Genomic DNA, 26,497 nt, shown 5'->3' on the forward strand with positions numbered 1-26,497 from the left:
AAAAATTATTAATAAAATTAATGTTAGCATGTACTTAACAAAAGAAAAAAAAGCGGAAATTTTCGCTAAACACAACGAATCAGCAACAAACACTGGTTCTTCAGAAGGTCAAATTGCCTTATTTACTTATAGAATTAACCATTTAACAGAACACTTAAAGAAAAATCGTAAAGATTATAACACTGAGCGTTCATTAGTAAAATTAGTAGGTAAAAGAAGAAATTTACTTGATTATCTAATTAAAACTGATATCATTAGATATCGTAAGATAATTCAAGAATTAGGAATAAGAAAATAATTTCAACAAAAAAAGAGGCAAAATTATTGCCTCTTTTTTTTTAAATTATTCTTATTTAAAGAAAGCATAAATTAAACTTTTCATTGGGAAACACAACACAACAACTACCAATTGTTTAATTAAAATTTAAAAAATTATTTATGATACCGAAGGTACATACACAAACTATTGATTTAGGAGATGGAAGAACCATCACAATCGAAACCGGAAAATTAGCAAAACAAGCCCATGGTTCTGTTGTTGTTAAAATGGGAAACACCATGTTATTAGGTACAGTTGTATCTAATTACGACGCAAGCTCTGTAGATTTTTTACCATTAACAGTAGATTATAGAGAAAAATATGCTGCTGCAGGTAAATACCCTGGAGGGTTCTTTAAAAGAGAAGCTAGACCAAGTGATAGCGAAATATTAACAATGCGTTTAGTTGACCGTGTACTACGCCCATTATTCCCTAAAGATTATCACGCAGAAACACAAGTAATGATTCAATTAATGTCTCATGATGATACTGTAATGCCAGATGCATTAGCTGGTTTAGCAGCATCGGCGGCAATTCAATTAAGTGATATTCCTTTTGAAACTCCAATTTCTGAAGTAAGAGTAGCTAGAATTAACGGAGAATTTGTAATCAACCCAAGTAGAATTCAATTAGATGAAGCTGATATAGATATGATGGTTGGTGCTTCTGAAGATTCTGTAATGATGGTTGAAGGAGAAATGGATGAATGTAGCGAAGAAGAAATGGCAGATGCTATTAAGTTTGCGCATGAAGCAATTAAAATTCAATGTGCTGCACAAACTGCATTAGCAGAATCATTTGGAAAAAAAGAAACACGTACATATGAAGAAGCAGTAACTGACGAAGAGTTAGAAAAAATTGCACATGATTTTTCATATCAAAAAGTATATGATATAGCAAAAGCAGGAAGTTCTAAACACGAACGTAGTGCTGCATTTGCAGAAATAAAAGAAGCTTTTAAAGCTACATTTTCAGAAGAAGAATTAGCTGAAAAAGGAGACTTAATTTCTAAATATTATAGTAAAGCCGAAAAAAGCGCTATTAGAAACTTAACCCTTGAAGAAGGTTTGCGTTTAGACGGAAGAAAAACTACAGAAATTCGCCCTATCTGGTGTGAAATAGATTACTTACCATCAGCACACGGTTCTTCAATTTTTACTCGTGGTGAAACTCAAGCATTAGCAACAGTTACTTTAGGTACTTCTAGAGATGCAAATGTATTAGACTCACCAACATACGAAGGTGAAGAACGTTTTTATTTACACTATAACTTCCCTCCTTTCTCAACAGGTGAAGCAAGACCTTTAAGAGGTACTTCACGTAGAGAAGTAGGACACGGTAACTTAGCACAACGCGCTTTAAAAGGAATGATTCCTGAAGATTGCCCTTATACTGTAAGAGTTGTTTCAGAAATATTAGAATCTAACGGTTCTTCATCAATGGCAACAGTTTGTGCTGGTACAATGGCATTAATGGATGCTGGTGTTAAAATGAAAAAACCTGTTTCAGGAATTGCAATGGGATTAATTTCTGATGGTGATAAATATGCTGTATTAAGTGATATTTTAGGTGATGAAGATCATTTAGGTGATATGGACTTTAAAGTTACTGGTACTGAAGATGGTATTACAGCTTGCCAAATGGATATTAAAATTAAAGGATTATCTTACGAAATTTTAGTAAAAGCACTAAAACAAGCTCGTGAGGGTCGTTTACATATTTTAGGTAAAATTACAGATACAATTGCACAACCAAATGAAAGTGTAAAACCACATTCTCCTAAAATGGTTTCAAGAGTAATTCCTAATGAATTTATTGGAGCTTTAATTGGTCCAGGAGGAAAAGTAATTCAAGAAATGCAAAAAGAAACTGGATGTACTATTGTTATTAACGAAGATCCAGTTACCGAAGAAGGTATTGTTGAAATATTAGGAACAGATCAAAATGGAATTGATAGTGTTTTAGCTAAAATAGACTCTTTATTATTTAAACCTGAAGTTGGAAGTGTTTACGAAGTTAAAGTAATTAAAATGTTAGACTTTGGTGCTGTTGTAGAATATACAGAAGCTCCTGGAAACGAAGTATTACTTCATATTTCTGAACTTGCTTGGGAACGCACTAATAATGTTACTGATGTAGTAAATATGGGTGACGTTTTTGATGTAAAATACTTTGGTAAAGATCCAAAAACTCGTAAAGAAAAAGTATCTAGAAAAGCATTATTACCTAAACCTGAAGGTTTTGTTGAAAGACCTCCAAGAGATAATAATCGTGGTAGAGACAATCGTGGTAGAGATAACCGCAGAGATGATAGAAAACCAAGATCTAGAGACTAATTTTAGTATATAAAATTATAAAAGCCTACAATTAAAGAAATTTAGTTGTAGGCTTTTTTTATAAAATCATTTTCTACTATACCACTTTATAGTAATTACATTTCTTAAACCACTTCCTAAACAACCTTTAAAGGTGTTTTACATTGATTTAATTTATAAATACCAATACTGGGTGGAATATGTTAAAAAAACAACTTAGAAGGTATACAATTATGGTAGATCCAGTAAAAATAAATGATGGTTTTAATATAACAATGATACCTAGATTTGTTTTATTAGATCCGCAAGGAAAAATACTTTAAAGCTCATTTAACCGCTATTTAGATTATATTATTGTTGCAAAAGAACAACCTGCAATTACTCTTAGAAAATAATTATTTGAATTAGTTTTTTTTAAGTAAGGGAAGCATTTTAAAAGTGTTTCCCTTTTAATTTTAAAGAATAATTTTTATAAAAAAAGAAAGAAGCCTACAATTAAATAAAATTAAATTGTAAATTGGCTTCTTCTTTTTTTATAGAAAAGTACTTAACATAGCTTTTCTATAATTATTGAATACTTAGAATTTACTAACCCATAAATAATTCTAAGTATCAATTTCTAGATTGAGATACCAATCATCAATTTTTAATTGATGATTGGATTTCTACCCAATTTTATAATAGAGAATGACTAACCCAAACATCTCTATTATATTTTTAGTAAAAATTTCTGCTATTAAATTCTAAAAGAATTTAATATATTTAATTTCTTTTTCAATACAAATTCCCATACTTTACAGAAATAGTTACTAAAATTTTTTATATAATTTCTACTTCCTGATCAACAAATTTCTTAATAGGTAAAACAACTACTCCCTCTGCAGTTTTTATTGTAATACATATATTATCAATTTGTTGAATCACTCCTTCAATTTCTTTAGTTTTAATACGTTGCCCAGCTTCAAAATTCTTACGAGAATAAAATCCAAACAATAGACGCGTAATAATATCTCTAGCACCTAGACCAAAAGCAATTGTAAACGATAACAATACAGATCCTAATATCAATGTTAAATTACTTGTAATAATTTCTGTATCAATTCCTGCCTGATTTAATGCTGTTATAGAAACAACCACAACAATTGCATAAAAAACAATATTACCTACTAAATTAGAACCTTTAACTTCTAAAGATTTAAAGGTATCTTGTACTGCTTTTTTTATAATTGAGGCTAAATAAACCCCAATAACAAAAATTAACAATGCACTTATAAGAACTGGTAAATACCCAATAAAGCTAGCAATACCTTCAGAAACCATAGTTAAACCAAGACTTTCCGAAGCGATAATTATAAAAATTAGAATTATTAAATACTTAACAAACTTTAATACTATTTTAGAAGGAACAATATCGTAATCATTTTTACCAAATAATTCCGCTTCATTTAATTTAGTGGTTAAAGAATCTATTTTAGATAACTTTAATATTTTTTTTAAAATATAATTTACAACTTTTAAAATAATCCAAGCTAAAATTACAAATCCAATAACCATTAAAATCTTTGGAATTATATTTGATATCTGACTCCATATATCTTGGGCAAATGTAAAATCAGCTTCTTGTAGTTGAATAATTGTTTTCATTACTTATTGTTTAGGGTTAGAATTGTTTTTATTTAAATTTTCTTTATCAATATTTTTAATTGGATTTTTTTCTGTATCTAAAAACTCTCCTACTGTGCTAGGATATTTAACTACAAACAGGTCGGCCATATCGATAGAGAGTTTAATTAATGAAATATCATTAATAACTTTTTTTCTCAATGCCTTTGGCACCTCTTCGTTATGTAGTATTTTCTTAAATGGATTTTCCATCAATTAAGATTTTTATATACATTAATTAATTTCTCTTTTGCTCTTTTTAAACGCATCTTAACAGCACTCTCTCCTATTTCTAACGATTCTGAAATTTCTTTTATAGAAAAATCATCTTGATACTTCATTAATAAAATCATCTTCTCGCCTGGCTCTATTAACTCTAGTGCTTTTTTTAACATCTCCGATTTCATACTAAAAATAGACGCATCACTAGAATCATCTTCATCAGAATCGGGTATTTCTCCTTCAAAATTCTTTTCATTTTTTTTATAATTATTACGTGTAACATAATTTACACAAAAATTATATGTAAATGAATACAACCAAGTAGAAAACTTAGCTGTTCCTTTAAAAGTCCTCAATTTAACAAAAAGTTTAATAAAAACATCATGTGTTAAATCTTGCGCCTCTTCTTTTGAAGAAGCAAATCCATAGCACTTATTATAAACCATAGCCACATGCCTATCATACAAAATAGCAAACAGATGAGAATCATTTGTTTTTACTATTTCTTGTACCAATTCGTTATCTGTTAATAACGTTATGTCACCTATTGATTTCAAAAATTTATTATTGGGTTACTGTTTTATGACACTCTAAATGTTAAAAAGTCACAAAAAAAGATTAATTCTGTTTTATTTTGTAACATTTTCAAAAATACAACGTATATATTATGTACGCTAAGTATAAACACAAAAATTTTAGTTTTTAAATGAGACAACTTAAAATAACAAAACAGGTTACTAACAGAGAAACCGCTTCTTTAGATAAATACTTACAAGAAATAGGAAAAGTTGATTTAATTACTGCCGAAATGGAGGTAGAATTAGCTCAACGAATTAAAGCAGGAGATCAAGTAGCTTTAGAAAGATTAACAAAAGCAAATTTACGTTTTGTTGTATCTGTAGCAAAACAATATCAAAATCAAGGATTAACTTTACCTGATCTAATTAATGAAGGTAATTTAGGATTAATAAAAGCAGCTAAACGTTTTGATGAAACTCGTGGTTTCAAATTTATTTCATACGCTGTTTGGTGGATTCGTCAATCTATTTTACAAGCATTGGCAGAACAATCTCGTATTGTGCGTTTACCTTTAAATAAAATTGGTTCTATCAATAAAATCAATAAAATGTATGCTTTTCTTGAGCAAGAGAACGAAAGACCTCCTTCTGCTGAAGAAATTGCAAAAAAATTAGACATGACTGTGAACGATGTAAAAGAGTCTATGAAAAATTCTGGTCGTCACGTATCTATGGATGCGCCTTTAATTGAAGGTGAAGATTCTAATTTATACGATGTATTAAATACAGGTGAATCTCCAAATCCAGACAAATCACTTTTACACGAATCTTTAAAAGTTGAAATTGAACGCGCTTTAGAAACATTAACTCCTAGAGAAGCTGATGTTGTTCAATTATACTTTGGTTTAGGTGATGCTCACCCAATGACACTTGAAGAAATTGGTGAAACTTTTGATTTAACTCGTGAACGTGTTCGTCAAATTAAAGAAAAAGCAATTAGACGTTTAAAACACACTTCTAGAAGTAAAATTTTAAAAACATATTTAGGATAATTACTAACAATTTAGTAATTATTATTACAATTTAAAAAAGGCTGTTTGTTAGTAAAATAACAAACAGCCTTTTTATATATTTGCACAACTATAACAAAAACTTCAAAAAAATGAAAAAATACATTGCACCTTCAATGCTTGCTTCCGATTTTGCAAACTTACAACGCGATATTGAAATGGTTAATAACAGTAAAGCCGATTGGTTTCATATAGATGTTATGGATGGCGTTTTTGTTCCAAACATTTCTTTTGGCATGCCTGTAATTAGTGCAATTAAAAAACATGCTAAAAAAACAATGGATGTACACTTAATGATTGTAAATCCAGATAAATATATTTCCGATTTTAAAAAAGTAGGTGCAGATATTTTAACCGTTCATTACGAAGCATGTCCTCATTTACATAGAACTGTACAAGCAATAAAAGCTGAAGGAATGAAAGCTGGAGTTTCGTTAAATCCACATACGCCAATAGCAGTTTTAGAAGATATTATTCAAGATCTAGATTTAGTATTAATAATGAGTGTAAACCCTGGTTTTGGTGGGCAAACTTTTATTGAAAATACTTATAAAAAAGTACAACAACTAAAAGCTTTAATAGAATTTAGTAATTCTGATGCACTAATAGAGGTAGATGGAGGTGTAACTGACCAAAATATTGAACAATTATCTGAAGTTGGTGCAGATGCATTTGTTGCAGGAAGCTTTGTATTTAAAAGCGAAGATCCTTCAAAAACTATTACAAATCTAAAAGATTTAATTTCACCAAATTAATTAGTTTCCTATCATATATAATTCTAAAAGAATAAACAGTATTGTTTATATATATTTTAAAACTTTTATAATCTAATTTTAGATTATAAAAATGAATATTTTTTTAAAAATAACTCAGAATCCTTTAAAATCTTGTAGTAATAATCTGATACTCCTTTGCGATAATAAAATATTGGATGGCTAGCGTTCTTATATAATTTCAACTCACAAAAACTTCCTGCATTTGTCATCTTTTCTTGATATAACTCAGCTTGCTTAACAGAAAGCAAAGGGTCCTTAGTACCTACTATCATTAAAGTTGGTGGAGTTTCCGAGTCAATATTATAAATAGGTGAAATTTCTTCACACCTCTGCTTCATCTCTTTAGATCCATAACCACCAGGTCCGTTATCAACAACAGGATAATAAAGTAATAAAAGGTTGGGTTTTGAACTAACAGAAAGATCTTCACCCATTTCATCAAACTGACTAAGAGTTCCCGTTGCTGCTGCTAAATGCCCCCCAGCAGAGGCACCAGCTGCAACAATCCTACTGGTATCAATATTGTATTCACCTGCATTTTCCCTTATCCATCGAATAGCAGATTTAGCATCACTAACACTTTCAAAAGCGCTTGTACCATGCACCTGTTTTATTCTATAATCTACACTAATGGCAACCATCCCTTTTGATGCAAAGTAAGCGCATTCTCTATAGAACTGAAGAGGTGATCCCACTTTCCATGCACCACCAAAGAAATAAACAATACATGCCTTCTTCTTTTCTGTATCTAATGGAAATGAGTTAAAAATATGGAGTTTTAATTCAATTGAATCTATTTTCTTATAAACCACTTCTTCTGGATTGAATGATTGTAAAGGTTTTTCTAAAACAGTTGCAAGTGCATCGAACCACTTATTGGCCATTTTTTTTGCCCCCTTTATGTTTGGATGTACTTTATCGGGTAGGCAGTCTTCTTTCCAATTAAATCCTTCTGCCTGATTAACCAAGGTTAGTGGATAACCTTCATTAGAAAGCTGTTCTACCATCTGTGCTATTTTCTCATTTAGTTCTGGTATATAGGAATATTTAGGCAACTTACCACTTTGAATAACTTGTGATATCAAAATTTTCACTTCAGGGTTAATGGCTGTAATTTTTGCAATGATTGATTTATGCATGGCAATTATACCAGAAATAGGATGCTCTTCTGCAAAGTGATTATGCCCAGCATGTAATAAAACAATATCAGCAGGATACTTTCTATATAGACTATCAATATGTGCATTCAAGTATTCTACATTTCTCCCACTATATCCGGCATTCATAATGCTTCCTATTCGACACTTGTGCACATTAGGGCCTATAAACTCAGTCCTATAACCTGCCGAAAAAAGTTTCTCCCAAAGAGGAAAAAGGTAACTTTGTTTTTCACCCTTCCCTTCCGTAATGGAATCTCCTAATCCTAGGACAGTATACGTTTTTTTGATTTGGTCCTTTTTAGGTTGTTTGCAGTTACATAATACTACAAATAGTGACAATAAAGCTGTTTTCATGACTAATTTTTGCATTACATTTGGTGTTTTCTTGATTTCATCATTAATAGCGACAAATAAATCATTTCTTTCATTTTCTAGCTTCCCTAGACTTAATTTAGCAACGGTTAGGTTAAATTTACATTTTTAATTAGGAAGTAAACTCCATGTATTAATCCCAGTATCATATGTTATTATATTCCAGTTGTCTAATTTAAATGGAGATGCGGGTAATCCTTCAACATTAAAAAAGTTAGGTACAGCTGTATTATACCAAGCAAATCTTACTGATATAGGGTTCTTCACATATGAAGAACTTACCAAAATATCTCTACCATCAATAATTGCATGTCCTTTATAGAATTTTTTATCACTGCCTGCAATGGCAAACCATTTTAGCTCTTCTTCACCTACATCTTTTATTCCATTGTCAACAAAATCAAATTTTAACCGGATAACATCCCCCTTTATAGTATGACTTTTATACCTAGGTCCGGAAAACACCTTATCTTTTTGCCCGTAACTTTTATAAAGAGCCAATTTAGCAAGTCTTTCTCCTATAGGTCTTTTATTACTAGGATGAATATCATTAACATTTCCCACGTCAGAAGTAACTACAATTCCCGTACTTTCAACATTTTCTGAAATTTTTAATTGTGCCTCTCTAACCGTGGCCGCACTGAACTTATCATCAAATTCTTGCTGCTTCATATTGTAGTTGAAAGGTGGTAACTGTACTATATAAAAAGGCAAATCAACACTTTCAAACTCGAGTCTACGAGAAGTTATCATTGTTTCCAATGCTTCATAATAGTGACTTGCCCTCACACAATTTGCTTCACCTTGGTACCATATTATTCCTTTTATAGTATATGGTATTAATGGATGTATCATTGCATTATAACAGGCTGTTGGAACCTTTGATTCAACGGAAGCAATATAATTGTGATAATGTTCGGCTAGATAGTTTTTAGATAGCATTGCTTCTTTACTAATAAATGATTCCGCACTGGCACCTCCAAACGCTGCACTGATTATTCCAATTGGAGTATCGGAGAGAGCTTCGCTTAACGACTTACCAAAATAATAAGCTACTGCAGAAAAACTTTCTAGGCTAGTAGTAGAACAAGATAACCATTGGGTATTCTCGATATTCTCTTTGGGTTCTGGATAAGAATTTGGAAGTATATGAAATAAGCGTAATGAGACATTATTAGCATTCATTATTTCTGACTCCCCATTATCATCAGATTTTAACTCGAATAGCATGTTAGATTGCCCAGAGCATAACCAGACTTCTCCTACTAATACATCCTTAAATACTACAGTATCAGTGTTTGTACTAACCTGTATAATTTGCGGGTCAAAAGAAGCAGCTGGTGTAAGAATTTTCATTTTCCAATATCCTTCTCCATTTGCAATAGCACTAGTTTCTGTACCCCAGGAAGTTTCTACAATAACTTGTTGGCTAGGTACAGCCTTTCCAAAAAAAGCAATGCTGTCATTTTGTTGTACCACCATACTATCTCTAAAGATACTAGATAATTGAAGATTCTGAACATCTGGCAAAAAATCACTTTCAAATGAGTTAAGGCAAGGAACAAGCTCCCAGCATATATCTTCATCATCAGTGTATAAAGTTTGGATAGCATAGTCACCTCTAGTAGTGTTCGCACTTAAATACAAACCTGAGTAATTATTCTTAATGTGATAAGTATTTTCCAGTCCTTCAACAGGAATGAATTCCCATATCATGTCCGAGCGTATTTCAGGATCAAAAACAGTAACCCTAGAACCCTTCTGAGCTGTCTCCACACTATTAGGATCAAAACCTCTTAATGCTCTCCCACTATATTGATTTTTAATCTCATACTTATTGAGCTGATTACTATATTTGGTGATTATCCATTTTTGTGTCGACCAAGTAGGTCTACTTTTATAAAATGTTATGTATGCATTATTCCCTGAACTATTAGATGTAGTATTAAGGCCCCTAAGAAAAAAATCATTTTTAACATTTTTCAATCTATATACTGAACCACTTACAGGTGTTATGGAATCAGCTAATGTAACTCCATTAATGACTAAATCTTTTTGAACACCATTAAACGTCTGGTTTTGGATGGTGATATTAGCAGTAGCAAACGTAGCATTCATTTCATCCTCATTATAAATACCATCATTCAAAACAGCAGTATAGTCGAATACTTTCATTACACTATTGCTATTTGCCTTAAAATTAAGACCATAGACATCTATGGATATGAACCATAAAAGAATCACAAAACCACAAATTCTATTCACGGCTTTATAACTCTTGGAGTTAATTAAAATGTAGTTCAATTTTGTTTTCAATATTAAATATGAATTAAAAAATAATTTCTTCAATTGCTTGTGTAAGGTGTTATTATCTGAAATGAACATTAAAATACTCAGTCCTTTTTTAGTCATTTTATAGATGATTATGAGGTGGATTTATTAAAATTGCTATTCAAAATAATCTAAAGCCCATGAATCAATCCACCTAATGGTCATTTTGTCATTTGCAAAATCAATTGGCAACCATATATACAGACTATCATAAGGATGTTCTGGCTTATTAATATCGAAAAATGCTATAAAAGAATCCTCTTTTCCTTCATATGGTATAACAAAAGTAGATTGCCCTCCAAAAGTTTTTTCGGGACCTAATTTATTATTAGGATTTTTCCCTAAACAGGGATTTCCTTTATACTCCCATGGGCCATATAACGATTTACTTGTAAAATATCTAGCAGGGTTTGGGGACCACCCCGTGCTGCCTGATGCCAACATATGATATACGCCATCTTTTTTAAATAAAGCAGGGGCCTCTGTATGTTTGGTAATTCCTTTACACAATTCATATTTGCCTTCGGGTAGTAAATAATCCTCTCGCATTTTACCAATTACCAATTCCTTATTTGGTTTTTTAACTGTTATATGGTACAACTCATCATTCTCATCTTGAAACATAGCAAAATCACCTGTTCCATTAGGGGAGTTACCTCCTAGAAATTTATGAATGTATTGGAATGGACCCGATGGACTCTGAGAAACAGCTACACCTACAAAAGCAGTTTTAGTACCTTGCTCTCTTATATAAAGCTTAAAAAACAAAACAAAATTTTTAGTCTTTTTGTTGTAGACAACCTTTGGCCGGTCTTGATTACTATCGAATGCTAAATCACTTAAACTATCTTTTTTGGTTAAAGGCAATACCATACCTTGGTCGTGCCAATCGACAAGATTTTTAGATGCATAACAATGAATTCCTGCGTCAGCATGCTCTTTTTCTGAAAGCCCTTCCTCTTTATGTTCACCATACCAGTAGTAAATACCGTTATGAAACAAAACACATCCTCCGTGTGCATTTATTCTTTCACCTTTACTATCAAGCCATACTTTTCCTGATTCTATTTGTTGGCCATTTGTATTTTGAGCAACAGTTTGCATCATACATACACCTAATAAAATCATTACAAATACTTTAAATTTCATATGTTTATTTTTTTATTACGCGATTCTAATTACCTAAATCTGATGGTTTCCAACTATCTCGCCAAAATATTGACATTTTCTCGTTAGAAAACTTAATAGGAAGCCAAAAATATCGACCTGTTATTGGTTTTTCTGGTCTCCAAATATCGAACATAGCTATATAAGCATCTTCTATTCCTTGAATAGGAATAATGCAAGATGATTGTCCACCAAAAGTTTTATCAACACCAAGACTATCAACAGCGTTAAAACCATAACAAGGATTTCCATGATAAGTCCATGTTCCCAATAAATCATTTGTTGTATGGTAACGAGCTGGATTAGGATTCCATCCTTTTGAACCAGACCCTAACATATGATATATCCCATTTCTTTTGATAACAGCTGGCGCCTCAGTATGTACCTTAACACCCTCAGCTACCTGATATTCACCGTCAGGGTAATAATAATCGGCATCTAACTTCCCAATAACAAATGCCTTATCAGGTTTACGTACTGCTAAATGATAAAGAGTCTTTTCATCATCTTTAAACATAGAGAAGTCTCCAGAACCTTTAGGGGATCCACCTCCTCTAAATTTATGATGATAAACAAATGGACCTAATGGTTTATTAGCAACCGCTACACCAACATAATTACTATCATACCCAACACCTTTTAAATACAATTTAAAGTAAGCTACAAACTCTTTATTTTTAGCATTGTAAACCACTTTAGGTCTTTCTAAAATGCATCCATAAGCAAGATCGTGTTTTTCATCTTTATAGTCTACACTTAAAACAAGCCCCTCGTCTTTCCAGTTTGTTAAGTCTGTAGAAGAATAACAATGTATACCTCCATCAGCAAATTCAGCTTCCGATTTACCTTCCAGTTTATGCTCTCCATACCAATAATAAACACCTTGATGAAAAATAACACCGCCACCATGAGCATTAATACCTTTTCCGTTGATATCTAACCATTGTTGCGCTGGTTTAATTTCTGTTTGAATTTGTTGTGCTATTAAAAATTGACTACCAAACAATACTAATAAAAAACTTTCTAAAATTAATTTTATTAAATTCATGCTACTTAAAAAATTATTCACTTTTTAATTTATTTATCTCCGCACCAACAACCCTTTTTTTTTATCACCTAAGCTTCTCTATTTATCCAAAGGCCAAGGTTGTACACCATGTTTTTTTGACCATTTTTTATAGGCTAACAACAAAGCTTCTGCTTTTTTGGGTTTACTATTAATCAGATTATTAATTTCAAAAGGATCGTTTTCTAGATTATAGAGTTCCCACTTCTTTTTATGTAATGCCACTAATTTCCAATTTCCTTTGCGTACCGCTTTATTTCCAATATGTTCCCAAAAATAGAATCTATTTTTATCTTGTAATTCTCCCTTTAAAAGCGGTAAAATACTTTTTCCATCCAACGGATCAAGTTCAACTTCCTTAAACTTTATAGGATATTTTGCACCTGCTAACTCAAGACATGTTGGCATTAAATCGTTTATATGAGCTGTTTCTGATATTCTTATTCCTTTGTTTTTTATACCTTCTGGCCAATGCATAACTAAGGGGGTTATAATTCCACCTTCATGCTCTTGAGATTTTCCTAAACGATACGGAGTATTACTTACATTATACCAAAATCCATAAGCCATATTACTATCCCTCGAGCCCATTTCGGCTTCTGGAGTTTTATTCCAACCTGTTTGTTCAGCACCATTATCTGATAAAAAGAAAACGACCGTATTATCTGCAATACCTTCCTCTTTTAAACTTTGCATTAAACGCCCAATATTTTGGTCTAAACGATCTACCACAGCTGCATAAACTGCCATTTTTAATGCTTCATCATCTTTATTTTTTACAGATTCCCAATCTGGATAAACAGGTGCTGCTATCTTACTATTTTCTGGAAATAATCCTATTTCTTGCTGCTTTTTAAATCTTGCTTTACGAATAACATCATACCCCTCTTTATAAGTGTCCTTATATTTTTCTATATCCTCTTTTTTTGCTTGAAGTGGAAAATGTGGAGCAACATACGCCAAGTACATAAAAAATGGTTTCTCCTTTTTTCTTTTTTCCTTTATAAAATCTATTGAATAATCTGTAAAAGCATCCGTTGAATACCAATTAGAATCTGGGTGCACTTGATCTCCATTCCAAAAAACAGGGCGCTCATAAAATTTAGATGGATAAAAATAAAGTCCACCTCCCTTTGGCATTCCATAAAATTGATTAAATCCACGGCGATCTGGCCACATATCTCGTTCTTTATCACCTACATGCCATTTACCCGCCATAAAAGTATCGTAACCATTTTCTTTTAAAACCTCTGCAATTGTTACCGATTTTTTATTGATGTACCCCTGATATTCAGGCAAATTACTTTTAGTATAATCCATAGACCCCATTCCTGCATCCCATTGATATTGGCCGGTAAGCAAACTTGTACGAGATGGACAACATCTAGATGTATTATAAAAGTTAGTAAAAAGCATCCCTTCCTTTGCCATTTTATCTAGATTAGGTGTTTCTATTTCAGATCCCATACAACCTAAATCAGAAAATCCCATATCATCAGCTAATATAATAATGATGTTCGGTTTTTTAGATTGACCAAACATTATGGTTGGTAGTAGTGCAAAAAAAAGTAAAACGACAAAATTTATCTTTGTTTTCATAATTATTATTTAGAAATTAAATAAATACACAATCCCTTTAAATTCATTTTTAACATTATTCACTTTTTAACTCTTGTGTCCACTCGCTGGCAAATCCCCATTGTTTAATAACTCTCATTTTAAAATAAATAGGAGTTCCTTTTTTAATATTAGGAATATTAAGCACTCCTTGTACTTTGGTTGTTAATTTATAATCATACTTATTAGGACTTGTACCATAAACTATTTCATATAAATAATCGTATGGACTTACACTATAAGCTATAAAAACACCATTTTGGGTATGTTTTGTATTCCAAATAATTGGTGGTAATTCATCTTCATCTTTTGTTAGTTCTTTTGCTTTAGAAGGAATACTCTCTCCTCTATTGTTTACAGCGATGAGTTGATATTTCCACACCTGACCTTGTTTTATTTTTTTATCCTCAACATCAATAAAATTATTGGTTGTTTCTTTAGTATTAAAAGTTAAACTATCTTTTCCATATCGAACATAATACGCTTCTGCATCTTTACTTTTATCATAAAAAATACGAATACCACTGTTGGCTGTATTTACAAATGTTATGACAGGCTGCTCAGGAACTTGAAACTTTATAAGGTCTGTATGAACTTTATAACCTTGCGGATCTAAGAAACTAACTTCTATCATACTTAAGTTTTCTTTAGCACTCCATTCTAAAAAAACATCAAATGCTTTATCTCCAGGAAAAATAGTTTTAACAAGTTGTGTTTTTGTTTCAACTGGCTTAAAATCCGAATTAAAAAGAGTATACTGTACTTTATAGTTTCTCAATACATTTGCAGGAACGTCTAACTTTTCTCTTGGTTGAATGGTTACTTTAGCAGTTCCATTTGTTGTATTTATAGAAGACACAACTAATTTTTTTATCGGACTAAATTCTTTTTGAATACTATAAAACCCCTTTTTCTTATCTCTAAAAGATGTTACAACTCCCCAAGCTCTATTTTGTGAAGGAGGTGTTTTCCACCCATCTACACCGTGATAATCACTTCTATAATCATTAAAAGTCCATAAAGAACCTCCTAAAACATATTCTTTATTTCGTAGCTCATTCATTATTTTTTCAGCAGGAATATTACCTAAACTTGGATCTTCAGAATTTAGCACTTCACCAAACTCAGACATGAAAATTGGTTTCTTATGATTTTTCCATGTACGATCTAATCTATTTCCCCAATTTTTATAAGCATTTATCAAAACTAAATCGGTATATTTTGCGGCATCATTAGGAGAACCTGCAGCCGTATTAGAAGCGTAAGTCGCTAATCTATTAGGGTCTAAACCTTTTACCATTTCGATGGCTCCTTTTATATAGCTGTGTGCTTTTGGATTTTTAGACAAACCCCCTATTTCATTCCCTACACTCCAACCTACAATTGCTGGATGATTGTATTTTACTTCAATAATTTTACGCAACCATTCTTTTGGTTTTGGATGTTCAGGATCTACTAATACATCTTTCCCCCAAAGTCCAACTTCTTCAAAAATTAAAATTCCTTTTTCATCCAAATAATCTATATATTCTTTAGGTAAATTTACATGACTTAGTCGAGCCATATTTGCTCCCAAACTTTTCATTAAATCTACATCTTCTTTAATACGTTCCATAGGTAGCGTATTACCTGTAAATCTATCTTCTGGAACCACATTAAATCCTACAGGACGAATACTTTCACCATTTAAAAGTAATTGTAATCCATCTATTTCTATTTTTCGAATACCAAATCTATCAGAGTTTGCATGTAAAATTTCTTCATTTTCAGATAAAGTAACTATAGATTCATATAAATTAGGAAAATCAAAATGCCATAAATTAACTTTAGATTTTGATAACTTATAAGACCAATTAACAATGTGTTTATTTGTATTTGCAGGTATTGTTGCTTTTACTTTACCATTAGCTACAACCTTTCCATTACTTTTAATATTTATATTATAAACTACCTTTTTAGAAATATCGCTAGAATTACTACTAACTATTTTTACGTTTAATGCTGCATTCCCTTTTTTTAAATCTGGAATAGCATCTATATGCTGAAATTCAATACGTGTTTTAGGTGTTAACTCCAACCAAACAGGTCGTCTAATACCACCCCAATTCCACATAGCTCCACTTTTAAAAACGTTATTAACCAATACTGTTAACCTATTTTCACCCTCTGGATTTAAAAACTTTGTTATATCAAAATGAAAAGGTAAAAAACCAAAATTATTTTCACCTACTAAATGTCCATTTACCCAGATTTTTGAATCGTTATAAACAGATTGAAATACTAAACGCAATTGCTCTGTACTTTGTATTTCTTCAACAGTAAAAGTTCTGGTATACCAAGCATCTCCCACATATTCGGCATATTCATTTACCAAATCCCAGTTTCCAGGAACAGCCATAGTATCCCAAGAATCAGTATTTACATTACTTGCAAACCATTTAAAAGATTCTCCTTGTGCATACGGATCTATTTTAAAAGACCACTCCCCATTTAATGGTATTTTTTGATTGTGTTGTGCATAACTTAAATTTGTTACAATAGAACATAAAAATGCTATTAAAATAGAAGTTCTTAAAATTGATTTTTTAACAATTGTGAAACTATTTACCATATTTTATTTTATTTAGTAATAAACGATATTTTAAATTGGTTGTAAATTAATAAGCTAAGGGATTATAAATATCTTATAACCCCTTAGGCTCAATAAACCAAACTATAATATATTATAAAAATTAATAACCTTCATTTTGCGTTAAATTAGGATTAAGTCTTCTCTCATCATCTGGTATTGGCCATAAATATTGATGTGAAGGAAAAGATGTTGTTGTTAATATTTGAGCTAATCCAGCATCAACCAAAGGCATAAAATCTGCTACCCCATTTTCATCTATTTGCGGTGTTACCCCCCAAAACCAATTACCTGGATTAACAACATTAACCATTAAATCACTATTTTCTTGTATTACATCAGGATCTGCATTTGCGGCAATTGGAGCTAAACCATATGTATGGCCACCATCCATAATAACATCTGCCAATCTCCAACGTATTAAATCCATATATCTAAGCCATTCACCCGCTAATTCAGAACGTCTTTCATTTCTAACAATGTATCTAAGTTTAGCTTGATCTGTTGCTACTACTGTAGGATTTTCAAAGTCTGAATTTGCATAAGCTCGATCTCTTACTTCATTAATAGCGTTTAAAACCGATGCATCAATCTCATTTAATTCAATTTTAGCTTCTGCATACATTAACAATACATCTGCATAACGCATTAAAATTAAATCGTTCGCAGCAATTTTATCTGCCCAATCACTATCAATTCCTTTTTTAAATAGCAGACCATTAAAACTACAAAAATTTTGATTGGATTTGGTATCTTTATTTGTTTCTTCAGAGCCTGTTAAGTAATTAAAAACTCTAGTATGTTCTGGGTGAGGATTATACTCTCTAGCCATATGTCTACTTCCAGAGTCTGGAGATAGACCATCACCATCTTTTAACGATCCAAAAGGCACTATAGTTGCCAACAATCTAGGGTCTCTGTTTTTAAATGGATTATGGGAGTCGAAAAGAGGAGATTCATCTATTGGCAAACCATCCACACATTCAAAAGAAGCTAATAATTCCCAACTTGGAATAACACTAGCATACCCTCCTTCATTCCTAGGAATCATATAAAGAATAAAATTACTTTTAATAGTTTGTAAAAACTCTTCACTTCTAGGCAATTTAAATATTATTTCTTTAGACTCTTTTGTGGAAGATAAAAATAATTCTTCAAAATTAGGATGTAATTCGTAAGCATTTAAATCCATACAAGCCTTTGCAGCTATCGCAGCCGTTGCATTATCTCCCATATATAAAGCAGCTCGCGCCTTAAATGCAAGAGCAGCACCTTTTGTAGCATATTCCATGCCTGACGAATAACTTACCGGCAAATTTTGAGATGCAACATCAAAATATTCATAAATTTTTTGAAGGATAAAAGCTTTATCTGTTCTTTCTATGGTAAATGATTCATCAACTGTAATAGACGAATCATAAAAAGGTACATCGCCATAATGCGTAATTAGGTATGTCCAATATACTCCTAGAAAAAAACTAGCTTCTCCCTCATATTCTTCTTTTTCTGTAGGAGTTAAAACACCATTTTGGGTTTGAATTTGTTCTAGAACTGCTAACATTCTTGTAATTGCCTTATACATATTAGTCCAATCATTTTTAGCTCTACTATAATTTGAATCTACGGTACCCGATTTAATTGGTCCTAAATTTGTACGGTAATTTACATCATCATCCCAACCTGGGTTATAAGCTCCATCATTTCCATCTGAAGGGAAAAAAGTTGGTCTATACCCTTCGTTTAAAGATTGCCTAAATTGTTCACTTGTTTGATACCAATTCTCAGAACTAGCGGCATCTTGTTGATCCAAATCAAGTTCAACACATGATGATACTATGAATATAATTGCAATTAACATCGCAACATTATTTATATGTTTTTTCATAATTAATATATTTTATAAATTAACTTTTAAGCCTAATAAAAAAGTTTTTGTTACTAAATAAGAACCTACTTGCTCAGGATCAATACCATTAGGCAAATGATCGAAAGAAAATAAATCATTTCCTGATACATAAACACGTAGTTTTGAAATACCTATTTTGTTTATTACATCACTAGGTAAAGTGTAGCCAAGAGTAATATTTTTAAGTCTTAAATAAGCTCCATTTTTAAGCCAATAATCGGAAAATCTAAGATTGTTACTTTGGTTATTAAAACCTAACCTAGGATAGTCTACTGCAGCATTTTCTTCGATTGTATTATAAACACTCCAATAATTCCCATCTACAATTTCACGTGGTGAATTACCTGCATCAAAAGCTTTTACATAAGTATTTGGATTTAAGTAAAACTTTTGTTTCCCAACTCCTTGAAAAGTCATTCCTAAATCAAACCCCTTATATCCTAAAGAAATATTAGCTCCATACTGGTATCTTGGTAAAGAACCTCCTAAAACTACTTGATCATCTGTATTAATAACACCATCTCCTTTATCTGGTATACCATCGTTATCAGTATCAACAGTAAGCTGATCTACATATTTTATATCTCCTGGAGAAACTACACCTGAAGTAACCGCTGAATTATCTACTTCTTCTTGAGTTTGGTATATACCATCTGACTCATATCCGTACCAAGATTGAAATTCTAAACCTTCTTCAGACAGTTTATTACTACTAAATAAACGTTTATCTGAAACATAACCAAGAATTGATTTTGAATCAAATATATTGGCCGAAGCAGAAAATTTTAAATCACCAATTACATCATTCCAACCAATAGAAGCTTCCCACCCTGTTGTTTTCATATCTCCTACATTTACAGTAGGGTCTATAAATCCACTTAGTGATGGAATATTTAGGCTTAAAAGCATATCTGATGTTTCCTTTTGAAAATATTCAGCTGTTAAAGAGAGCCTATCATCAAACATATTAGCATCTATGGCTATGTTTTTACTTACTGTGGTTTCCCAAGTAATATCTTCAACAGCAAAAAAGGTTTGTGCAGCAGAACGCACAGATTCAACACTGTTACCATTAGCAATCAAAACATCAGAAAACTGTAATACCGAAGCATACAAATAGTTCCCTAGTCTATCATTCCCTAAAGTACCATACGATGTTCTTAATTTTAAGAAATCAATAGGTGCAACATTTTTCATAAAGTCCTCTTCTGAAATTACCCAACTGGCAGCTAACGATGGAAACGTACCCCATCTATAATCTTTTCCAAATCTAGAAGACCCATCTCTTCTTAAAGTTCCTTGAAGAAAATACTTTTTATTAAAGTCATAAGAAACTCTTCCAAAAAGTGAACTATAAGCCACTTCTGAAATACTAGATCCATTATCAAACACTTTGTCTACTGGAGCTTGACTTAAATATGGATAATCATTACTAATAAATTCATTTCCTCTTACTTTTAAAGCTTCGGTTTCTTTATAATACTCTTCAACACCAAATACTGACTCTATACTATGATTTCCAAATAGTTTACTATATTCAACAAGAGCTTGTGTAGTTATGGTTTTTTCTGTAGTTCTAGACTCTATCAAATCTCTATCTGATGGTGCACTACCAAAAATATAAGATGGCGTTTGTAATTTATCAGGATCATCAGACCCCCAATAAGGTATTGAATTATGAAAACTTTTATATTTCGTAAATTCGTAGTTAGGAGCTATATTAACAGATATTTTTAAATCTTCAATTGGTTTAAAAAACAAACCGAATTTACCATAAACCAATGTATTGTTTGTTTCTTGCGTACCTGCATATAACAAAGTTGCATAAGGATTATCTCCTGTTTTTCCATCAGCTAATCTTCCATCCTCCCATAAAGCTGGATAAACTGTACCATAATTAATAGCATAGTTAGTTGGATCGGTAAGAGGTTTTTCTTCATCTGTCTGCTTAAATGCTATATTTAATACAGCACCAATTTTATCGGATAATTGAAGTTCATTATTAATTCTTCCTGTATAACGTTTCCAATCTCTATTGGCATATAAGGCGTTTTGATATTCATAACCAAAATTTGCACTCGTTTTTAATTTTTCAGTTCCTCCAGAAAGCGATAAATTATGTCTTGTAGTTTCTGACTGTTCTTTAAGTATTAACTCCCTCCAATTAGTATCTGGGTAGTTATCTGGATCTTGAGCATTTAGGCTTGCATAATTTGCAATTATTTCAGGATCATAAGTGCTAAATTCATTAACCAAATTATTATTATCATTCCAAATAGATTCGTTAAACATTTCCATATAACGTACAGCTTGAACACTTTTTCTAATTTCCGTTGGTTTATTAATACCATACTCAGCTGTATAATCAATTTTAAAACTTCCTGTTTTTGCTTTTTTAGTAGTAATAATAACAACACCAGCAGCTGCTCTTGACCCATAAATAGCAGCAGCAGCACCATCTTTTAATATTGAAATTGATTCAATTTCTGCAGCATTTACATCATTAATACTTGCAACTGGGATATCATCTACCAAAATTAAAGGACTACTATCTCCTTGTAAAGTAGTTATTCCCCTAATTTTTATTGTATTTCCTGCTCCTGGCTCTGTAGAACTTCTGGTTACACTAACACCCGCAACAGCACCTTGTAATGCATTAGATACGTTAGAAGTACTTCTAGAAGCAATATCGTCTCCAGAAACTACTGATACAGATCCAGTAATATCCTTTTTAGATTGTGTTCCATAACCTACTACCACAACTTCTTCTAGTTGTGAAACATCTTCCTTAAGAATTATTATTATTTCATTTTTTCCTTTTATATTTATTTCTTGAGTTACATATCCTATGTAAGATACTTTAATAATTTCATTACCATCCAAAAGTGTTACAGAAAACTTTCCATCAAAATCTGTTTGTGTACCCGTGGCTGTGCCCTTTGCAATTATATTTGCGCCAGGTATTGGCATGTTAGATTCATCCAACACCAGCCCTGAAACTGTATTTTGTTGAGCACGTACAAAAGTGCAAAACAATAATGTGGCGATTAATAATTTAATATTCCTCATATGTTTAAATTTAGTTGTTAATAATATTTTTTGGTTAATGCTTTAATTATTAAGCACATCCCTTTAAATTCATATATATTATGCTATAAATACTTCAAATAATGACACGGGTATATTTTTCTCAGAAGAAACTAATTCTATATAGAGTATTCTTGTTTTTACAGTTTCGGATAATGAGGCAGTAACAATTGTTTGATGATTATCAACTTTTTCAAATATTACATTACCTTCTTCATCTTTTATTTTAAAGTGTTTTACACAAAAAGGCATTACATTTTCTGGATGACCATAAAGAGAAGATTCCATGGCGTGGTCATAATCAGTATCAAAAAATAATTTGATTGAATTTATATTTTGAATCTTTTCCCATTTTATGGTAATTTTAGGCTGTTCATCATTAAAGTTTGCAGCCCAAGCATTAGTACCAAGATAAGGCCTAACAAAACCATTAAACAGGTTATCCTTATTAAACACCTCTAAAGCAGGACTTATTGAAAATGCTAGATTCTGCCCCTGAGGTCTACGTTGTGGAATCCAAAATTCAAATGTATCAATTCCAATATTATCAGGAGGTACTTGTTTACCATTATTGTTAACTGCTTTATTTTCACCATTAAATAAAGACATTACGCCTGTAACACGCTGTTTGCTAGTACGTATTAAAACACTATCATTCTCTAAAAAAGTTATAAACCCATATTGATTTGTTTCTAAAATGGTATCAAAAGAAAAACTAACTTCCTGCTCTCCTTCTTGTAACTGAATCTCAATATCCTTTAAAATAACATCAGGTGTATAGTAGCCCGTATTTTTACAAATCCTAAGTTGAACTTGTATTGACGTATTTTTTTTTGAAGAGAAATAAAAAGAATACTTATAGTTGATTCCAGCTTGTAAAGGTAGTAATTGCGCTACCCCTGTTTTTAAAGTACACCAGCCATTATCACCAGAAAAACCATCCAAGCATAAAGAACTAGATGTAGTTATAGTTGCATTTCTAACCAAATTACCCTCTTGATTTATAGGGATTTCAGGAATACTTTGCCCATTCAAATTTAAGGTTTGCTGTAACTGAGCTATTTCCTTATCTTCAATTAAATCTTTAGGCAATAATTTATTTTTAATACATTGAGCTGCACCGTACCCGATAGATTGCCCACTATGTGCTGTTGTAGCCATTACTCGAGTTGTACCAAAAGCAACATGAGTTGCACTCATAATACGACCTCCAATAAATAAATTTGTAATATTCTTACTAATTAGAGATCTAAGTGGTATTTGATAAATCCCTTTAGAATGGTATTGAGTACACCCTGGTTTGCTATCATATACACCATCTGCAGGATGTAAATCAACAGCCCAACCTCCAAAAGCAACCGCATCATTAAAAAGGCGTTGTTCAATAATATCTTGTTGCTTCATCATATACAAACCTTCAAAACGTCTACTTTCCCTTTTCCCTGGAATAGTACCAACCCACTCTAATGTTAAATTTTCTGCATCTGGAAAATTGCCTGAATTTTTTATATAATCCCAAACTCCATATACAACTTTCCACAATTCCATTTTAATATTTTCAGACTCATGAACAGTATCTTTTCTACCTCCATATTCTAACCACCACAGTCTACAACCTTGAGAGCTAGCACTTATATCTTTATATCTTGGTATTTTTGTAATATCTTTTAATGCAAATTCTGGCGCCACATATTTTATTGGTTTTCCGGCGTCTTTACTATAAAAATATATGGTGTGTCCTAAAAGTTCTCCATAAGCTACATCTGGAGCAAATTTTTCTCCAAACTCCTCTTTTGTTTCTGCTCCCATTCTAAAAGCAGCTCCTGCTTGAAAACCAACAATTCCATCTCCAGAAGTATCGCAAAAAAGGCTTCCATTAATTTTATAAGTTGTTGAATTTTGACTGCAAAAAGCAGAAACCCCACTTATTGTAGTTGAATCTGATTTAGAAACCTCATATACAGAAGTATTTAATAATAACGTAATATTCTTTTCATTTAGAACTTTTTCTAATAATATAGTATCCAATATTAAAGTATTACCTTCTTTATTACGATACATGTTTTCTACTAGTATTTCATCTATAATTCCACCTTCCCTTGACCATCTATTATTATTTCCCATATGTGAAGTTGCTCCCAAAATCCATAATCTAACCTCACTAGACGCATTACCTCCTAAAACAGGTCTATCTTGTATTAAAGTTACAGACACACCTTCTCTTGCAGCAGAAATAGCAGCACAAACACCAGCCATTCCACCACCTACTATAACCAAATCTGAAGTGACTATAACAGTTTTATTACTTCTTAAATTAATATCAAAGTCCTTTTTTAACATATCTTATTCAGTAATTTATTTAATTATTAAATTCTTTTTGAATACTTTTTTATTTCAAATTTTTATGAATAATAAATCCACCTAAAACCATAACAAAAAACCCCATACAACCAACAAGTAATGCTCCATTTTCAGCTAGAAAAGACAACAAAAAGATTAATAAACCTGTGGATGCAACACCTATACCAATAACACGGCCTCCTTTTGCATTTCCTTTTGTTGAATCTTCCTCTGTTGAATCCAACTGTAATTCATTAATTTTTATATATTTTAGATAATCTATCTTATCGCTTTTATTAATGAAAAAATAAAATTCTGTTAGAGCTAATAATAATATAGGTATACCTACTCCAAAACTCATTTCTAAAGTTCTACTCAAGGTAAAGTTGTATAATTCAGGTGTTATAAACTTGAAAAAGCTATTAATAATTAATGCAATTATTGTTACAAATAAGGAAGTTTTACCTGTTTGCCTGCTTGAAAACATAGCCCATAATGGAGGTAAAAACATTGCGCCTCCTGTAATAGCAGCCAAAGACAAAACAAATTCTACAACACCTCCTAAAAAGGGTACTAATAATGCTACAACTATAGTTATTAAACCTAAAATTACTGTTGATAGTTTTGCTACTTTTATAAGTTGTTGTGTAGTTACTTTTGGTCTAAAATGCTTATAAACATCGTTTGTCAATACACCTGCAGAAATATTTAAAGTTGTATTTACAGAACTAGAAGTTGCAAAAATCATTCCACCTAGCATAAGTCCTAACATTCCAACAGGTAGTACCTCTTTACACATTAACAAATAAGCGCCCTCACTTGCAAGCCCATCTAAATTAGGGTTTAACACTCGATAAATCATAGGAGGTAACATCCAAATAATCGGGCTTATTACATATAAAGCTCCAAAAAGCCATCCCACTTTTTTAGCTTCTTTAGGTGTTGAAACACTAGTATATCTTTGCACGTAAGCCCAATTCCCGGCAATAAAGAAAAGATTATAAAACCCAAAAGCAATAATAAATCCCCACGAATATTCTTCATTTACTAAATTAAAGAATCCAACAGGAGCATTTGCAATAAAATCATTTATTCCCCCAATTTTGTTTAAGGATAATGGAACCACAATTAATACTGCCGCAGTAAGAACAACAAACTGTAATACATCTGTAACTATAACTGCCCATAGACCACCTACAGCTGTATAAATAAGAATTAATATACCTAAAATTATAATACTTGTAGTAATTGGTACACCTGTAGATACTTCAACTATCTTAGCAACTGGATATAAAAAAGCTCCCGTTGTAAATAATGAAATAACCAAAAATAAATATGTATATACTTTTTGCGTATTATAACCCAACCTATTTGTTATAAATTCTGCAGCCGTTAAAGCTTTTGTTTTACGCCATTTTGGAGCAATAAAAAATCCGATTACAAATCCAGCAGCTGCCATAGTTAACTGAATAGTAACTGCTACCCAACCACTATCGTATGCTATGGATCCCCAAACAACAAAAGTACCTGCTGAGAAAAAACTCATAAATAAAGATAAACCACTCATCCACCAAGGCAAATTACCTCCTGCAGCAAAATATGATTTCATGTTTTTCCCAGATTTGGAAAAAGAAAGACCACAAATAAAAATTAGAATTGTGAATATAATTATGATACCGATATCTATAGTTCCCAAAATTGTCTAGTTTAATTTAGTTTAATCAAAAATATAGATTAAATATATTGTAAGATTATATAGTCTTTAAAATAACACCGATAACGTTTTCGGAAACGTTTTCGATTTCCGATAACGTTATCGGAAATTAAGTATATTAGTCTTTTTTTATAATTAACCCCTAAAAACAACCATTATAAAACAAGAAAAAACCATATAAAACCCTCATAATAAACAACATAAACATAACAGCATTATTAATTAT

At 31.5% G+C, this 26,497-nt stretch carries 18 protein-coding genes; 5 read left to right on the plus strand and 13 right to left on the minus strand.

The genetic code is table 11. The features are described from left to right. Positions 1 to 28 precede the first annotated feature (28 nt). The 3 genes from rpsO to MHL31_RS16255 all read left to right on the plus strand — a co-directional run bounded on the left by rpsO (position 29) and on the right by MHL31_RS16255 (position 2,957). A complete protein-coding gene (rpsO, locus tag MHL31_RS07810; RefSeq protein ID WP_240228634.1) occupies positions 29 to 298 on the plus strand; it encodes a 30S ribosomal protein S15 in 270 nt (89 codons plus the stop codon). A 140-nt stretch (positions 299 to 438) separates the two neighbouring features. Continuing rightward, the gene (locus MHL31_RS07815; RefSeq protein ID WP_240228635.1) at positions 439 to 2,655 is read left to right on the plus strand and encodes a polyribonucleotide nucleotidyltransferase; all 2,217 of its coding nucleotides are present in this window, start codon (positions 439 to 441) and stop codon (positions 2,653 to 2,655) included. 179 nt (positions 2,656 to 2,834) lie between these two features. Then, complete coding sequence (locus tag MHL31_RS16255; protein ID WP_256451655.1) at positions 2,835 to 2,957, plus strand: hypothetical protein; 123 nt, start codon at positions 2,835 to 2,837, stop codon at positions 2,955 to 2,957. Positions 2,958 to 3,453: 496 nt separating this feature from the next. Here the strand turns inward: MHL31_RS16255 and MHL31_RS07820 are convergent, their stop codons facing one another. Genes MHL31_RS07820 through MHL31_RS07830 form a run of 3 tightly spaced genes read right to left on the minus strand, consistent with a single transcriptional unit; the run spans position 3,454 to position 5,075 of the window. After that, the gene (locus tag MHL31_RS07820) at positions 3,454 to 4,278 is read right to left on the minus strand and encodes a small-conductance mechanosensitive channel (protein ID WP_240228636.1); all 825 of its coding nucleotides are present in this window, start codon (positions 4,276 to 4,278) and stop codon (positions 3,454 to 3,456) included. 3 nt (positions 4,279 to 4,281) lie between these two features. Further along, positions 4,282 to 4,509 carry a hypothetical protein gene (locus MHL31_RS07825; protein ID WP_240228637.1) on the minus strand — a complete coding sequence of 76 codons (228 nt, stop codon included), beginning with the start codon at positions 4,507 to 4,509 and terminating at the stop codon, positions 4,282 to 4,284. Beyond that, positions 4,509 to 5,075, minus strand: coding sequence for an RNA polymerase sigma factor (locus MHL31_RS07830; protein WP_240228638.1), 567 nt, complete (start codon positions 5,073 to 5,075; stop codon positions 4,509 to 4,511). The genes MHL31_RS07825 and MHL31_RS07830 overlap by 1 nt, the downstream gene beginning before the upstream one ends. Before the next feature lie 149 nt (positions 5,076 to 5,224). On the opposite strand from MHL31_RS07830, the gene MHL31_RS07835 reads away from it, so the two are divergent. Further along, complete coding sequence (locus MHL31_RS07835) at positions 5,225 to 6,088, plus strand: RNA polymerase sigma factor RpoD/SigA (RefSeq protein WP_115877674.1); 864 nt, start codon at positions 5,225 to 5,227, stop codon at positions 6,086 to 6,088. Between the two features lie 110 nt (positions 6,089 to 6,198). Next, complete coding sequence (gene rpe / locus MHL31_RS07840) at positions 6,199 to 6,861, plus strand: ribulose-phosphate 3-epimerase (RefSeq protein WP_240228640.1); 663 nt, start codon at positions 6,199 to 6,201, stop codon at positions 6,859 to 6,861. A gap of 83 nt (positions 6,862 to 6,944) precedes the next feature. Here the strand turns inward: rpe and MHL31_RS07845 are convergent, their stop codons facing one another. The 10 genes from MHL31_RS07845 to MHL31_RS07890 all read right to left on the minus strand — a co-directional run bounded on the left by MHL31_RS07845 (position 6,945) and on the right by MHL31_RS07890 (position 26,166). Beyond that, a complete protein-coding gene (locus MHL31_RS07845; protein ID WP_240228642.1) occupies positions 6,945 to 8,396 on the minus strand; it encodes an alpha/beta hydrolase fold domain-containing protein in 1,452 nt (483 codons plus the stop codon). 126 nt (positions 8,397 to 8,522) lie between these two features. Beyond that, positions 8,523 to 10,826 (minus strand): sialate O-acetylesterase, encoded by a 2,304-nt coding sequence (locus tag MHL31_RS07850; RefSeq protein WP_240228644.1) that lies wholly within the window; start codon positions 10,824 to 10,826, stop codon positions 8,523 to 8,525. Positions 10,827 to 10,862: 36 nt separating this feature from the next. After that, positions 10,863 to 11,894, minus strand: a complete 1,032-nt coding sequence (locus tag MHL31_RS07855; protein WP_240228646.1) for a family 43 glycosylhydrolase — start codon at positions 11,892 to 11,894, stop codon at positions 10,863 to 10,865. Positions 11,895 to 11,919: 25 nt separating this feature from the next. After that, positions 11,920 to 12,960: a family 43 glycosylhydrolase gene (locus MHL31_RS07860; RefSeq protein WP_240228648.1), complete on the minus strand. Its 1,041-nt coding sequence runs from the start codon at positions 12,958 to 12,960 to the stop codon at positions 11,920 to 11,922. A gap of 78 nt (positions 12,961 to 13,038) precedes the next feature. Next, positions 13,039 to 14,577: an arylsulfatase gene (locus MHL31_RS07865; protein ID WP_240228649.1), complete on the minus strand. Its 1,539-nt coding sequence runs from the start codon at positions 14,575 to 14,577 to the stop codon at positions 13,039 to 13,041. Between the two features lie 55 nt (positions 14,578 to 14,632). Then, the gene (locus tag MHL31_RS07870; RefSeq protein ID WP_240228651.1) at positions 14,633 to 17,206 is read right to left on the minus strand and encodes a glycoside hydrolase family 2 protein; all 2,574 of its coding nucleotides are present in this window, start codon (positions 17,204 to 17,206) and stop codon (positions 14,633 to 14,635) included. A 121-nt stretch (positions 17,207 to 17,327) separates the two neighbouring features. After that, positions 17,328 to 19,109, minus strand: a complete 1,782-nt coding sequence (locus tag MHL31_RS07875) for a RagB/SusD family nutrient uptake outer membrane protein (protein WP_240228653.1) — start codon at positions 19,107 to 19,109, stop codon at positions 17,328 to 17,330. Between the two features lie 12 nt (positions 19,110 to 19,121). After that, positions 19,122 to 22,199 carry a TonB-dependent receptor gene (locus MHL31_RS07880; RefSeq protein ID WP_240228655.1) on the minus strand — a complete coding sequence of 1,026 codons (3,078 nt, stop codon included), beginning with the start codon at positions 22,197 to 22,199 and terminating at the stop codon, positions 19,122 to 19,124. Positions 22,200 to 22,277: 78 nt separating this feature from the next. Next, positions 22,278 to 24,557 (minus strand): FAD-dependent oxidoreductase, encoded by a 2,280-nt coding sequence (locus MHL31_RS07885; protein ID WP_240228657.1) that lies wholly within the window; start codon positions 24,555 to 24,557, stop codon positions 22,278 to 22,280. A 49-nt stretch (positions 24,558 to 24,606) separates the two neighbouring features. Continuing rightward, a complete protein-coding gene (locus MHL31_RS07890) occupies positions 24,607 to 26,166 on the minus strand; it encodes a sodium:solute symporter family protein (RefSeq protein ID WP_240228659.1) in 1,560 nt (519 codons plus the stop codon). Between the last annotated feature and the right edge of the window lie 331 nt (positions 26,167 to 26,497).

This window comes from Lutibacter sp. A80 (assembly GCF_022429645.1).
Taxonomy (GTDB): Bacteria; Bacteroidota; Bacteroidia; order Flavobacteriales; family Flavobacteriaceae; genus Lutibacter.

What these genes read in the sequence shown, in the direction of transcription:
- MHL31_RS07890 (WP_240228659.1), bottom strand. Translation starts at nt 26,166, where the DNA reads ATGAAATCATATTTTGCTGCAGGAGGTAATTTGCCTTGGTGGATGAGT.
- MHL31_RS07860 (WP_240228648.1), bottom strand. Translation starts at nt 12,960, where the DNA reads ATGAATTTAATAAAATTAATTTTAGAAAGTTTTTTATTAGTATTGTTT.
- MHL31_RS07845 (WP_240228642.1), bottom strand. Translation starts at nt 8,396, where the DNA reads ATGAAAACAGCTTTATTGTCACTATTTGTAGTATTATGTAACTGCAAA.
- MHL31_RS07820 (WP_240228636.1), bottom strand. Translation starts at nt 4,278, where the DNA reads ATGAAAACAATTATTCAACTACAAGAAGCTGATTTTACATTTGCCCAA.
- MHL31_RS07870 (WP_240228651.1), bottom strand. Translation starts at nt 17,206, where the DNA reads ATGGTAAATAGTTTCACAATTGTTAAAAAATCAATTTTAAGAACTTCT.
- MHL31_RS07835 (WP_115877674.1), top strand. Translation starts at nt 5,225, where the DNA reads ATGAGACAACTTAAAATAACAAAACAGGTTACTAACAGAGAAACCGCT.
- MHL31_RS07815 (WP_240228635.1), top strand. Translation starts at nt 439, where the DNA reads ATGATACCGAAGGTACATACACAAACTATTGATTTAGGAGATGGAAGA.
- MHL31_RS07865 (WP_240228649.1), bottom strand. Translation starts at nt 14,577, where the DNA reads ATGAAAACAAAGATAAATTTTGTCGTTTTACTTTTTTTTGCACTACTA.
- MHL31_RS07880 (WP_240228655.1), bottom strand. Translation starts at nt 22,199, where the DNA reads ATGAGGAATATTAAATTATTAATCGCCACATTATTGTTTTGCACTTTT.
- MHL31_RS07825 (WP_240228637.1), bottom strand. Translation starts at nt 4,509, where the DNA reads ATGGAAAATCCATTTAAGAAAATACTACATAACGAAGAGGTGCCAAAG.
- MHL31_RS07855 (WP_240228646.1), bottom strand. Translation starts at nt 11,894, where the DNA reads ATGAAATTTAAAGTATTTGTAATGATTTTATTAGGTGTATGTATGATG.
- rpe (WP_240228640.1), top strand. Translation starts at nt 6,199, where the DNA reads ATGAAAAAATACATTGCACCTTCAATGCTTGCTTCCGATTTTGCAAAC.
- MHL31_RS16255 (WP_256451655.1), top strand. Translation starts at nt 2,835, where the DNA reads ATGTTAAAAAAACAACTTAGAAGGTATACAATTATGGTAGATCCAGTA.
- rpsO (WP_240228634.1), top strand. Translation starts at nt 29, where the DNA reads ATGTACTTAACAAAAGAAAAAAAAGCGGAAATTTTCGCTAAACACAAC.
- MHL31_RS07875 (WP_240228653.1), bottom strand. Translation starts at nt 19,109, where the DNA reads ATGAAAAAACATATAAATAATGTTGCGATGTTAATTGCAATTATATTC.
- MHL31_RS07850 (WP_240228644.1), bottom strand. Translation starts at nt 10,826, where the DNA reads ATGACTAAAAAAGGACTGAGTATTTTAATGTTCATTTCAGATAATAAC.
- MHL31_RS07885 (WP_240228657.1), bottom strand. Translation starts at nt 24,557, where the DNA reads ATGTTAAAAAAGGACTTTGATATTAATTTAAGAAGTAATAAAACTGTT.